General features: G+C 68.1%; 10 protein-coding genes, 1 tRNA gene and 1 pseudogene. 3 read left to right on the top strand and 9 right to left on the bottom strand.

Going from position 1 to position 12097, the window contains the following annotated elements:
* Window positions 1-29: 29 nt before the first annotated feature.
* Together HWD99_RS15040 and HWD99_RS15035 are read left to right on the top strand one after the other, a co-directional pair.
* Window positions 30-803, top strand: coding sequence for an ATP-binding cassette domain-containing protein (locus HWD99_RS15040; protein ID WP_241797007.1), 774 nt, complete (start codon window positions 30-32; stop codon window positions 801-803).
* A 97-nt stretch (window positions 804-900) separates the two neighbouring features.
* A tRNA-Asn gene (locus tag HWD99_RS15035) sits at window positions 901-976 on the top strand.
* Window positions 977-1119: 143 nt separating this feature from the next.
* On the opposite strand, the gene HWD99_RS15030 is transcribed toward HWD99_RS15035, so the two are convergent.
* Both HWD99_RS15030 and def read right to left on the bottom strand, forming a co-directional pair.
* A complete protein-coding gene (locus tag HWD99_RS15030) occupies window positions 1120-1635 on the bottom strand; it encodes a septum formation family protein (RefSeq protein WP_241797006.1) in 516 nt (171 codons plus the stop codon).
* 120 nt (window positions 1636-1755) lie between these two features.
* Complete coding sequence (def, locus tag HWD99_RS15025) at window positions 1756-2322, bottom strand: peptide deformylase (protein ID WP_241797005.1); 567 nt, start codon at window positions 2320-2322, stop codon at window positions 1756-1758.
* A gap of 61 nt (window positions 2323-2383) precedes the next feature.
* Between def and HWD99_RS15020 the strand changes: the two genes are divergently transcribed.
* The gene (locus tag HWD99_RS15020) at window positions 2384-3379 is read left to right on the top strand and encodes a DMT family transporter (protein WP_241797216.1); all 996 of its coding nucleotides are present in this window, start codon (window positions 2384-2386) and stop codon (window positions 3377-3379) included.
* Between the two features lie 60 nt (window positions 3380-3439).
* On the opposite strand, the gene pgl is transcribed toward HWD99_RS15020, so the two are convergent.
* The 7 genes and pseudogenes from pgl to HWD99_RS14985 all read right to left on the bottom strand — a co-directional run.
* The gene (pgl, locus tag HWD99_RS15015; RefSeq protein WP_241797004.1) at window positions 3440-4225 is read right to left on the bottom strand and encodes a 6-phosphogluconolactonase; all 786 of its coding nucleotides are present in this window, start codon (window positions 4223-4225) and stop codon (window positions 3440-3442) included.
* Window positions 4225-5160, bottom strand: a complete 936-nt coding sequence (locus tag HWD99_RS15010) for a glucose-6-phosphate dehydrogenase assembly protein OpcA (protein ID WP_241797003.1) — start codon at window positions 5158-5160, stop codon at window positions 4225-4227. Before HWD99_RS15010 ends, pgl begins: the two co-directional genes overlap by 1 nt.
* Entirely contained in the window at window positions 5157-6707 is a 1551-nt protein-coding gene (gene zwf, locus HWD99_RS15005; RefSeq protein WP_241797002.1) for a glucose-6-phosphate dehydrogenase, read from the bottom strand. Before zwf ends, HWD99_RS15010 begins: the two co-directional genes overlap by 4 nt.
* Before the next feature lie 22 nt (window positions 6708-6729).
* Window positions 6730-8337 (bottom strand): glucose-6-phosphate isomerase, encoded by a 1608-nt coding sequence (locus tag HWD99_RS15000; protein ID WP_241797001.1) that lies wholly within the window; start codon window positions 8335-8337, stop codon window positions 6730-6732.
* Window positions 8334-9446 (bottom strand): transaldolase, encoded by a 1113-nt coding sequence (gene tal, locus HWD99_RS14995; protein ID WP_241797000.1) that lies wholly within the window; start codon window positions 9444-9446, stop codon window positions 8334-8336. Before tal ends, HWD99_RS15000 begins: the two co-directional genes overlap by 4 nt.
* Window positions 9443-11539 carry a transketolase gene (gene tkt / locus HWD99_RS14990; protein WP_241796999.1) on the bottom strand — a complete coding sequence of 699 codons (2097 nt, stop codon included), beginning with the start codon at window positions 11537-11539 and terminating at the stop codon, window positions 9443-9445. Before tkt ends, tal begins: the two co-directional genes overlap by 4 nt.
* A gap of 265 nt (window positions 11540-11804) precedes the next feature.
* Window positions 11805-12097, bottom strand: a pseudogene (locus tag HWD99_RS14985) (hypothetical protein); the annotation flags it as partial.

Genomic DNA, 12097 nt, shown 5'->3' with positions numbered 1-12097 from the left:
CACCCGCCGCCGCAGTGCAGGATGGGAACATGTCTGTCCGGCACGAATCCACCAACGCGATCGACTGCTCCGACCTGGTGATCGACCGGATCGGGCACAGCGGTCCGACCCGCGCGATCGACGGCGTCACGTTCTCTCTCGCGCCCGGCGGGCTCATCTGCGTCGCGGGACCGACGGGCTCGGGGAAGTCCACGCTCGTGGCCGCTCTCGCCGGGTCGACCGATGCGTCAGTGCGCGTCGTCGGCGGCAGTGCCCAGGTGTGCGGAGTCGACGTGCGTCGTCCGGGACGCAAGCATCGTGTCCTCACGTACCGCACGGGCTTCGTCCCTCAGGGAGCGGGTGCCGACCTGCCACCGCAGCTGACCGTCAACGAGGTCATCGCCGAGCCGATCCTGATCCGTGAGAAGCGCGTCAACGCCAAGGCCCTCTCCATCCGCATCGCGACCCTGCTCGACGAACTGCACCTGCCGCTCGGACTCGCCGCGAAGTTCCCCTATGAGCTCAGCGCCGGCATGCGACAGCGCGTCGCGATCGCGAGGTCTTTCGTGCTCGAACCGCGCGTCCTCATCGCCGATGAGATCCTCGCGAATCTCGACCTCGAGGTCCGTCCTGTCGTCTTCGACGCCATCACCCGCCGTCGCAAGGAGGAGGGGATGGGGGCGCTGCTGGTGACCAACGACGCCGATTTCATCCGCGAGCTCAACGCCGAGACGCTGATGCTCCGCTCGGGTCACGTCGTCGCTCGCGGGGTCGGGAAGGACCTGCTCTGGGCCCCGAACGCCGAGGCCGATTCGCAGCCGTGATCGAGTCGGCGAGCGACACGCCCGATGTGCGGCCGATGTCACGAGCACCTGCGGGAGTTTGCTAGGATTGACGAGTTGCCCGCGCAGCGGAGCACATTCCTCGGTAGCTCAATTGGCAGAGCAGCCGGCTGTTAACCGGCAGGTTCTTGGTTCGAGTCCAAGCCGGGGAGCCAATACCCCCGATCTTCATCTGAAGGTCGGGGGTTTTCCCTTTCCCGGACCAATGGGGGACGACTCCTCATCCGACGTGTTCTCCGTCGGACGCAGAAGGGGACCCCGCCCGGTGGCGGAGTCCCCTTCTGGATCGTCTGTCAGATCAGCGCGCGGCGCCCTTGAGGGATCCGGTGGTCTGTCCTGCCTCGTCGAAGATGATGCACTGGATGACGCGGTCGTTCAGCTCGTCCCAGGTCTGCTGGGTCGGGGTGATCGTGGTCACCTGCAGAGCGGAGTCCTGGTAGCCGACACCGACGAACGTCGTGTAGGCATCGCCGATGCACTCCTCGGAGGCAGCATCCACGGACTCCTCGGAGAACTCGCCGTCCTCCATCGTGATCTCGTGGTAGACCTCCATGTCGTGCGGCTGGTCGCACGGCACGACATCGATGTCTTCGAGCTGTCCCGTGCCGCTGTCCATCGTGCAGTCGCCGAGCTTCAGCGAGAAGATGTCGATGTTGGCGCTCTCGGTGACCTGGCCGGTCTCCTCGTCGCGGTCGGCATCTCCCGAGCCGCCGCCCAGGATCCCGTCGAGTGCGCTACAGCCGGTCAGAGCGACCGACAGCGCCACAGCAGCACCTGCGAGTGCCAGTGCGCGTCGCGTGCGCAGTTTCATCATGATGTTCCCCTCCAGAGCCTCTTGGTGCGCGGGCACAGAGAAGCCCGCCTCCAGCACGCTAGCCGTGTCCGAGTCTGTGATGCAACTCGGAAGAGCCTGTGACTGGGCTGAAAGGTAAGGTCAGCCTTCCAGGTCGTCGACGCCCGGCATCCAGCTGGCGCCCGGACGGCCCCAGCCGCGCTTCTTGGCGATCTTCTGCACCGTCTTCCAGTCGCCGTCCGAGAGACGATCGATGTAGAGGATGCCGTCGAGGTGGTCGAACTCGTGCTGCATGATGCGTGCACGCCATCCGTCGACGGCGATGTCCACGGGGTGGCCGTCGAGATCGGTGCCGGTGACCTGCACGCGCTCCGACCGTCTCAGCGCGAAGCGCTCGCCCGGGAACGACAGGCACCCTTCGGACTCGAGGTCGTCGTCGGGCGCACCCGGTTCGAGCGGGACCATCCACAGTTCGGGGTTGATGATCACGCCGCGCCACGGCTGGTCGTCGTCATCGACGTAGGAGTAGGTGTATAGGCGCAGCGGGACGCCGACCTGCGGCGCCGCGAGACCGACACCCGGTGCGATGTCCATGGTCTCGAACATGTCGGCGACGAGGGTTCGGATGTCGTCGGTGATCTCCTCGACGACGGAAGCGGGGGAGTGCAGGACGGGGTCGCCCATGATGCGAATCGGAAGTACAGCCACGCCATAACCCTACTCGGCGCATGTCGCCGGGTAGGGTCGTAGGGTGAGCATTTCCGTATGGATGACCGGGGCGGAAGACGTCACCGAGCAGCTGGTCGGTGCCTTCCAGAACCCCGGGCTGCTCCTCGGCATCCCTCTCGCCCTCGCCGGCGCCGTCTTCATGTCGCTGGGAGCGCAATATCAGCACCGTGGTGTCGAGAAGGTCGAGCGGCTGAGCGGTTCGGCCGGCACGAGCGGGCTGACCTTCGCGCAGGTCAGAGCGCTTCTCACGCGACCGTCCTGGATCGCCGGCACGCTGATGCTGGGCCTTGCGATCGTCTGCCAGCTCGCCGCGCTGGTGCAGGCGCCGCTCATCGTCGTGCAGCCCCTGGGAGCCATCGCTCTGGTCATGACGACGCTGCTGAATGCGCGCATCTCGGGCCACACGCCGACCCGGCAGTCGATCACGGCGATCGTGGCGTGTGTGGGCGGCATCTTCCTCTTCGTCTTTTTCGCCGCGATCTTCGCGACCGAGAAGGACGTGACCGACACCGAGCTCTTCACGATCCTGGCGATCCTCCTGGTCGTGATCATCGTCCTCGGCGCGTGCTGGCTCATCCTCCGACACCGGATGCGCGCGCTCTTCTACGTCATCGGCGCGGGCATCCTCTACGGCTTCGTCGCCACGCTCGCCAAGGTCGTCATCAAGCGCGTCCAGGCCGGCAACTTCGAGTGGATCACGATCGTGTGCGTGATCGCCCTGATCGCGGCCGCGGCCGTGGGCGCCTACTTCGTGCAGACCGCATACAGTTCGGGCCCGCCCGACCTCGTCATCGCCGGACTGACCGTCGTCGACCCGCTGATCGCGGTCCTGATCGGCATGACGATCCTCGGAGAGGCCGCTGCGGCCCCGCCGTGGGTGCTGGTCATCTTCGGCATCGCCGGCGCGATCGCAGTCTGGGGTGTCGTCGGCCTCGCGAGATATCACCCGCAGGTGCTCAGCGACAGTCAGGACCTCGGCATCACCCGTGGCAGCGATGCACCGGCCGAAGGCCACACGAAGGACGCCGACGCCTGACGGGCGCAGCGAAAACGCCGAGGCCTGATCAGGCGCTCGGCGTCTCGCGTGCGGAATCGGTCAGTACGACTGATCGATGAGGTCGGGGGAGACCTCGGATGCTGCGGCCTCGTCGACGAAGAACACGGTGCGCTTGCGGCCCTTCGCCCCTGCCACGGGCACGCTGGTGTAGCTGGCCCCCGCGAGAGCCAGGCCGAGCGCCGAGGCCTTGTCTGCCCCGGTGAGCACGAGCCAGACGCGCTTGGAGGCGTTGAGCACCGGTCGTGTGAGCGTGACGCGCTCGGGCGGCGGCTTCGGCGAGTTGCGGACCGGGAGGGCGGCGACATCGGTCACCGTGACTTCCTGCCTGTCCGGGAACAGCGAGGCGATGTGACCGTCGGGGCCGACCCCGAGGAAGCACACGGCGAACGACGGCCACGGGTGCTCGTCGGTTCCGAAACGGGCGAGCTCGTCGGCGTATGCCGCGGCAGCCTCGTCGAGAGTGAGGCCCTCACCGGCCGCCGCGACCTCATGCACGTTCTCCGGAGGCACCGGGATGTGATCGAGCAGAGCCGCCCGCGACTGCACCGCATTGCGGTCGGCGTCGGTCCGGGCGACGAAGCGCTCGTCTCCCCACCAGAAATGGACCAGCGACCAGTCGATGTCATCCGAACGCGGGTCCTCGAGGGTCGCACGCAGCACCGCACCGCCCATGGAGCCGCCCGTGAGGGCGACGTGGGCGATGCGGCCGTTGCGCGTGCGTGCGCGCAACCGGGTGAGGAACCGGTCAGCGACCCGCGCCGCCAGGGCGCCGGGCGTGCTCTCGACCACGACTCGCTTCTCTGCGGGCGTCGGCTGCGTCGACATCATTCTCCTGTCTCGGGCGGGCCCAGCTTTTCCCAGCCCTCGGTGATCACTCGACCGTACAGGACATCGGGGTCGAGGCGACGCAGCTCCTCAGCGAGGCACTCGCGCAGAGTGCGACGCGGCAGGTGCAGGTCGTGATCGGGCTGATCGGGCTGCGTGAGCACCGCGACGCCCGGCTCCGGACGCTCCAGGAGGATGTCTCCCGACGCACGCGTCAGGCGAACCGACTTGATGCCCTCCTGCCAGTGCTCCGCGTCCTCGTAGTGCCAGGTGACCTGCACGTCGAGGGCCATCTGCAGCCAGGCGGCGAGCAGAGCGGTGGACGGCGATGCCGACCCGCCGCGCACCTCGACGGCGGTGACCTCTTCGAACGGCGGCTGGTCGAGCACTGCCGCGAGCTGCTCGCGCCAGTGCGTCAGGCGCGTCCATGCGAGGTCGGTGTCTCCCGGGGCGTGCGTCTCTCCGAGCAGCGCGAGCCGGTCGCGGACGTCCGCCGCCGTGGCCGCATCCGTGATCCGTCGCTGGGCGATCTTCCCCAGCGGCGAGTTGGCGGGAGAGGTCGGCGCATCCTCGGGCCACCATGCGACGACCGGGGCGTCGGGAAGCAGCAGTCCGGTGACGAGGCTCTCCTCGTTGCTCGCGGCGTCGCCGTAGGCGTGGAGGACGACGACCTCGCTTGCGCCGGCGTCGCCGCCGACACGGATCTGCGCGTCGAGGCGGGCGTCGCCATCGCCGGTCGTCAGCACGATGACGCGCATCGGATGCTCGCGGGACGCGTCGTTCGCTGCGTCGATGGCCGCTTCCGCGACGCCGTTGCGTGCGGAGATGATCAGCGTCAGCACGCGGCCGAGAGCGACGGCGCCGCCGTCCTCGCGCACCTTGACGAGCTGCTTGGCGACCTGACTGACGGTCGTGTCGGGAAGGTCGATGATCACGGGCGTCTCCAGACTCGTCCGTCACGGGCAAGGAGGTCGTCGGCGGATGCCGGACCCCACGAGCCGGGTGCGTACTGGTCGACCGGGCCACCTTCGGCAGCCCAGAACTTCTCTACAGGGTCGAGGATCTTCCACGAGAGCTCGACCTCTTCATGCCGCGGGAACAGCGGCGGGTCGCCCAGGAGGACATCGAGGATCAGACGCTCGTATGCCTCGGGGCTCGCCTCGGTGAACGCGTGTCCGTAGCCGAAGTCCATCGTGACGTCGCGGACGTTGGTGCCGTTGCCCGGCACCTTCGACCCGAAGCGGATGGTCACTCCCTCATCCGGCTGCACGCGGATCACGAGCGCGTTCTGTCCGAGCTCGGAGGTGTTGGAACGGCCGAAGAGGTGCTCCGGCGCCTTCTTGAACACGACGGCGACCTCGGTCACGCGACGGCCGAGACGCTTGCCGGTGCGCAGGTAGAACGGCACTCCCGACCAGCGGCGCGTGTCGATCTCGAGCTTGATCGCGGCATACGTCTCGGTGGCCGACTGCGGGTTCATGCCCTCCTCGTCGAGGAAGCCGGTGACCTGCTCGCCACCCTGCCAGCCCCCGGCATACTGCCCCCGTGCTGTCGCGAGGGACAGGTCATCGGGCACGTGCACCGCGGCGAGGACCTTCTCCTTCTCGGCACGCAGGTGCTCGGCGGAGAGCGAGATCGGCTCTTCCATGGCGGTGAGGGCGAGGAGCTGGAGCAGGTGGTTCTGGATGACGTCGCGTGCGGCGCCGACGCCGTCGTAGTAACCGGCGCGGCCGCCGACGCCGATGTCCTCGGCCATCGTGATCTGCACGTGGTCGACGTAGTTGCGGTTCCAGATCGGCTCGTAGAGCTCGTTCGCGAAGCGCAGCGCCAGGATGTTCTGGACCGTCTCCTTGCCGAGGTAGTGGTCGATGCGGAAGATCGAGTCCGCCGAGAACGCCACCTCGAGAGCGGCATTCAGCTCGCGGGCCGACTCAAGGTCATGCCCGAACGGCTTCTCGATCACGACACGACGCCAGCGCTCGTCATCGTCGTCGTTCGCTCCGACCAGGCCCGAGTCCTTCAGCTGCTTGGCGACGAGCGGGAAGTCCTTCGGCGGGATCGACAGGTAGAACGCGTGGTTCCCCATCGTGCCGCGCTCGACATCCAGCTGATCGACCGTCTCGCGGAGCTTGCGGAACGAGTCGGGGTTGTCGAACTCGCCGCTGACGAAGCGGATGCCCTGGAGCAGCTGCGCCCACGTCTCCTCGCGGAAAGGCGTGCGCGCGTACTGCTTGACGGCGTCGTAGACGACCTGAGCGAAGTCCTGGTCCTCCCAGTCGCGTCGGGCGAACCCGACGAGTGCGAATCCGGGCGGCAGGAGACCGCGGTTGGCGAGGTCGTAGACCGCGGGCATGAGCTTCTTGCGTGACAGGTCACCGGTGACGCCGAAGATCACCAGGGCGCTGGGCCCTGCGATTCGGTTCAGCCGGCGATCATCGGGGTCACGCAGCGGGTTGTGCCCGCGCGAGATGGGAACAGACATCGGTGGGGGATTCTCCTGGCTGTTACTTCTGTGCTGCTTCGAAGAGGGTGAGGACGTCAGCCGAGGAGTCGGCGATCGTCAGTGACACGACCGGTCGGCCGTGGTCGGCGAGGACACCGGCGTCGCCGGCGGCCTGAGCCTCGATGAGCTGACCGAAGGTGAACGGTCGCTCAGGGATCTCGAGATCCACGTCCGTGCGCTCCAGGATCTGCAGGAAGACGCCCTGTGCGGGGCCGCCCTTGTGATACTGGCCGGTCGAGTGCAGGAAGCGGGGTCCCCACCCGAAGGTCGTGGGCCGGCCGGAGTCGGCTGCCACGAGTTCGCGGATGCCCTGCAGCTGCGGCACGTCGAGACGGTTCACATATGCCTGGATCGACACATAGCCGTCGTCGGCGAGGCGCGCCCAGAGCGCGTCGAGCACTCCTTCGACGGTTCCCGACGCGGCGAGAGCCGGATCGGAGACGCGCACCTCGACGCCGTTCTCGACGAATGCCGGAGCGGTCGGAGCCGGGCGTGCGTCGAGGAGGCCGCGCGCGGCGACCTTCGCCGACTCGACGTCGGGCTGGTCGAACGGGTTGATCCCGAGAAGATAGCCCGCGATCGCCGTGGCGTACTCCCAGACGATGAGCTGTGCGCCGAGCGATCCGCTGACGAGGATCTCGCCCGCATGGCGTTCGCGCAGGTGGAACTCGTTCGCGTCGTCGACCAGACGCACGATCTGCAGGTCGGCCGGCTTCGAGTCGAGTTCCGGAGAGACCGGGAGGAGCACGACGGGGAGGATGCCGGTGCCGGCCTTGCCCGTCGATTCCGCGATCAGCTGCTCGATCCAGTCGGGCAGGCCGTTGATGTGGGTCCCGTCGGTGATCAGACCGAGCTTGTCACGGCGGGGCGTGGTCGCAGCGATCGCCGCGGCGAGACGCAGTGCGGGGTTGTCCGCCGAGTCCACGGCGACCTCGAGGAGCGAGGCCTCGGCCTCGTTCAGGAGTTCGTCGATGTCGGCACCCGCGAGTCCCGACGGCACCAGCCCGAAGGCCGTGAGCGCCGAGTAGCGTCCGCCGACGTTCGGGTCGGCGGTGAAGACGCGGTATCCCGCCTCCCGAGCCGACGCGTCGAGCGGGGAACCGGGGTCGGTGACCACGACGATGCGCTCGATCGGGTCGATGCCGACGTCACGGAACGCGGCTTCGAAGGTGCGGCGCTGCGAGTCCGTCTCGACCGTGGAACCGGACTTCGAGGAGACCACGAGGACGGTGTTCTCGAGACCCTCGTCGAGAGCGGCGAGCACCTGTCCGGGAGCGGTGGAATCGAGGATCGTCAGCGGCACGCCGCTCGTCTGCGCGATCACCTCGGGGGCGAGCGACGAGCCGCCCATGCCCGCGAGGACGACGCGCGTGATGCCCTTGGCCTGCAGCTCGTCGCGCAGGGCGGAGATCTCTGCGACCAGCGGGCGCGAGACTGACACGGCCTCGACCCAGCCGAGGCGGTTCGTCGCCTCGGCCTCGGCCTCGGGGCCCCACAGGGTGGCGTCGCCACCCGTGACGCGCGAGGCGATGAGATCGTGCACGAGTGCCGGCACGGTCTCATCGATCGCCGCTCGCGCCGCGCCCGAGGCGTGGATCGCGAATGTCATCGCTGCGCCTCGAGCCCTTCGCGCACCTGGGTGAGCAGGTCGTGCCAGGAATCGATGAACTTGGCGACGCCTTCGTCCTCGAGCACCTGGGTCACGTCGGTGAAGTCGATCCCGAGATCGGCGAGGCCCGCGAACACGGCACGCGCGTCCTCGTAGCCACCCGTGATGGTGTCTCCGGTGACGACGCCGTGGTCGAAGGTGGCCTCGAGCGTCTTCTCGGGCATCGTGTTGACGACGTCCTTCGCGACGAGCTCGGTGACGTAGAGGGTGTCCGGCAGCGCCGGGTCCTTCACGCCGGTCGAGGCCCACAGCGGGCGCTGGGCGTTCGCGCCGAGCTTGATGAGGTCCTGAGCGCGCTTCTCGGCGAACTTCTGCTCGTAGAGCTCGTAGGCGAGACGCGCGTTGGCGAGCCCGGCCTTGCTCTTGAGGGCTTCGGCCTCGTCGGTGCCGATCGCCGAGAGGCGCTTGTCGGTCTCGGTGTCGACGCGCGACACGAAGAACGAAGCCACCGAGTGGATGCTCGACAGGTCGAAGTCGGCGCTGTGCGCCCGCTCGAGCCCGGTCAGGTATGCGTCGATGACCTCGGCGTAGCGCTCCAGGCTGAAGATCAGGGTGACGTTGACGCTGATGCCCGACGCGATGGCCTCGGTGATGGCCGGCAGACCGGCCTTCGTCGCGGGGATCTTCACGAGGAGGTTCGGGCGGTCGACCTTGGCCCACAGCTGCTTGGCCTGTGCGACAGTTCCCTCCGTGTCGTGCGCGAGGTCGGGGGAGACCTCGATCGAGACGCGTCCGTCGACGTGGCCCGACTTCTCCCACACGGGGCGGAAGACGTCGAGGGCAGCGGCGACATCCTGCGTCGTTGCGGCGAACACGGCCTCTTCCGCGGTGGCGCCGGAGGCGGCCAGCTCGGTGACCTGCGCGTCGTACGACGTGTTGTTCTTGTCGGTGATCGCGTTGGCGAAGATCGTCGGGTTCGTGGTGACGCCGACGACGTTGCGGGTCTCGATCAGCTCGGCGAGGTTGCCGGAGGAGATGCGGGTGCGGGACAGGTCGTCGAGCCAGATGCTGACTCCGGCTGCGGCGAGGTCTGCGGTGGGGGTGCTCATGCGTTCTCCTTGATGGTCTCGCGTGCGGCCGCGATGACGGCCTCGGTGGTGATGCCGAACTTCTGGAACAGGGTCTTGTAGTCGGCGGAGGCGCCGAAGTGGTCGATGCCGACCGAACGCCCGCGGTCGCCGACGATTCCGCGCCAGCTGAGGACGGAACCCGCCTCGACCGAGACGCGGGCCGTGACGGCCTTCGGCAGAACCGACTCGCGGTACGCCTCGTCCTGCTCGTCGAACCACTCGAGCGACGGAGCGGAGACGACGCGGACGTTGATGCCTTCCTCTGCCAGTGCCGCACGGGCGTCGACAGCGAGCTGCACCTCGGAACCCGTCGCGATGACGATCACGTCGGGGGTGCCGTTCGGAGCCTCGGCGAGCACGTATGCGCCCTTCGAGACGCCGTCGGTCGAGGCGAAGACGTCACCGTCTGCGGAACCCTGGCCGCGCTCGAACACCGGGATGTTCTGACGGGTCAGGGCGATGCCTGCAGGCCCTTCGTGGCGGCGCAGGATCTCGAGCCATGCGGCCGAGGTCTCGTTGGCGTCCGCCGGGCGCACCAGGGTGAAGTTGGGGATGGCGCGGAGCGTCGCGATCTGCTCGACCGGCTGGTGGGTCGGGCCGTCTTCGCCGAGGGCGACGGAGTCGTGCGTCCACACGAAGATGCTGGGCACGTTCATCAGCGCGGCCAGACGCACCGGAGGACGCATGTAGTCGCTGAAGATCAGGAACGTGCCGCCGAAGGCGCGCGTCGGGCCATGCAGCACGATGCCGTTGACGATCGCGCCCATGGCGTGCTCGCGGATGCCGAAGTGCAGCACCCGGCCGTAAGGGTCGCCGGACCACTCGTGCGTCGACCACTCCGCCGGGATGAAGGACTTCGCGTCCTTGATCGTGGTGAGGTTCGACTCGGCGAGGTCGGCCGAACCGCCCCACAGCTCGGGCAGCTCGGCGGCGAGGGCGTTGATGACCTGTCCGGACGCCGCGCGGGTCGACACATCCTTGCCGCTCTCGAACACGGGCAGGGCCGACGTGATGTCGGCAGGCAGCTCCTGTGCCTCGAGGCGGTCGAGCAGAGCCTTGCGCTCGGGGTTGGCCGCCGCCCATGCGTCGAACGACTTCTGCCATGCGGCACGGGTCTCGGCGGCGCGGTCCGCGAGGCCGCGGGTGTGCGCGATCACGTCGTCAGCGACGGCGAAGTGCTCGTCGGCGTCGAAGCCGAGGACCTTCTTGGTCGCGGCGAGCTCGTCGCCACCGAGCGCGGAGCCGTGGATCTTGCCGGAGTTCTGCTTGCCCGGCGAGGGCCAGCCGATGATCGTCTTGAGGATGATGAGCGAGGGCTTGGACGTCTCGCCCTTCGCGGCCTCGATGGCGGCGTGCAGCTCGGCGACGTCTTCGACGTACTCGCCCGTCTTCTTCCAGTCGACGGTCTGGACCTGCCAGCCGTATGCCTCGTAGCGCTTCGCGACGTCCTCGGTGAAGGCGACGTTCGTGTCGTCCTCGATGGAGATCTGGTTGGAGTCGTAGATCGCGATGAGGTTGCCGAGCTCCTGGTGACCGGCGAGCGACGACGCCTCGCTGGTGACGCCCTCCTGCAGGTCGCCGTCGCCGGCGATCACATAGACGAAGTGGTCGAACGGGCTCGTTCCCGCTGCGGCCTCGGGGTCGAACAGGCCGCGCTCGTAGCGGGCGGCGTATGCGAAGCCGACGGCGGAGGCGAGACCCTGGCCGAGCGGGCCGGTGGTGATCTCGACGCCCTTGGTGTGGCCGTACTCGGGGTGTCCGGGGGTCAGCGAGCCCCAGGTGCGGAGCGCCTTGAGGTCGTCGAGCTCGAGGCCGAATCCGCCGAGGTAGAGCTGCACGTACTGCGTGAGGGAGGAGTGTCCGACCGAGAGGATGAAGCGGTCACGGCCGAGCCAGTCGGTGTCGGTCGGGTCGTGGCGCAGCACGCGCTGGTAGAGCAGGTAGGCCGCCGGGGCGAGGCTCATCGCGGTGCCGGGGTGTCCGTTGCCGACCTTCTCGACGGCGTCCGCGGCCAGCAGACGAGCGGTGTCCACCGCGCGCCGATCGATTTCTTCCCACTGCAGTTCCGACACGGTGAAGCCCTTCTCAGACAGTTCGAGAGCACCCGGAAAGCAGCATCGATGTCCGCGTCATTACGGAAGGAGAGTGATGTGCACCGGGCACGCGAGTCTTTTCAGCATAGCGCTGTGGTCCGACCCGTTACCTCCCTTTACAACGCGAGGCGGGGCGTGTAATTCCCCGCGCGGGAGATCGATTTCGACCCCGGTGGGACCAGGGTCCAGGACCGGCGGAACGCGGTGTCAGCGCACGGTCTCCGGTGCCCGCAGGCCACCCGGTTCAGCAGCCGGTTCCGTGGGGGTTTTCGGTGCAGGTGTGGGTGATGAGGGCGGTGTGGGCTTCGAGGATGTGGATGGTGTGGGGTGTGCTGGTGGTGGTGAGTTGTTGGGGGAGGGTGGTCCATTCGGTGCCGAGGTTGATGTCGACGGTGTAGGTGGTGGTGAGGGTGGTGGGGTAGTCGCCGGGTTGTGTGTAGGTGTGGCTGGTGGGGGTGGGGGTGAATTGGGGGAGTCCGAGGGTGTGCCAGGTGTGGCCGGGGGTGGTGAGGGTGGCGGTGGTGGTGTCGCCGTAGT

Origin of the sequence: Microbacterium sp. C5A9, assembly GCF_022627955.1 — a bacterium.
Taxonomy (GTDB): Bacteria; Actinomycetota; Actinomycetes; order Actinomycetales; family Microbacteriaceae; genus Microbacterium.
Note: the sequence above shows the minus strand (reverse complement) of the source record. Positions and strands in the feature narration are given on the sequence as shown.

What these genes read in the sequence shown, in the direction of transcription:
- HWD99_RS15040 (WP_241797007.1), top strand. Translation starts at nt 30, where the DNA reads ATGTCTGTCCGGCACGAATCCACCAACGCGATCGACTGCTCCGACCTG.
- HWD99_RS15030 (WP_241797006.1), bottom strand. Translation starts at nt 1,635, where the DNA reads ATGATGAAACTGCGCACGCGACGCGCACTGGCACTCGCAGGTGCTGCT.
- HWD99_RS15020 (WP_241797216.1), top strand. Translation starts at nt 2,384, where the DNA reads ATGACCGGGGCGGAAGACGTCACCGAGCAGCTGGTCGGTGCCTTCCAG.
- pgl (WP_241797004.1), bottom strand. Translation starts at nt 4,225, where the DNA reads ATGTCGACGCAGCCGACGCCCGCAGAGAAGCGAGTCGTGGTCGAGAGC.
- zwf (WP_241797002.1), bottom strand. Translation starts at nt 6,707, where the DNA reads ATGTCTGTTCCCATCTCGCGCGGGCACAACCCGCTGCGTGACCCCGAT.
- HWD99_RS15000 (WP_241797001.1), bottom strand. Translation starts at nt 8,337, where the DNA reads ATGACATTCGCGATCCACGCCTCGGGCGCGGCGCGAGCGGCGATCGAT.
- tal (WP_241797000.1), bottom strand. Translation starts at nt 9,446, where the DNA reads ATGAGCACCCCCACCGCAGACCTCGCCGCAGCCGGAGTCAGCATCTGG.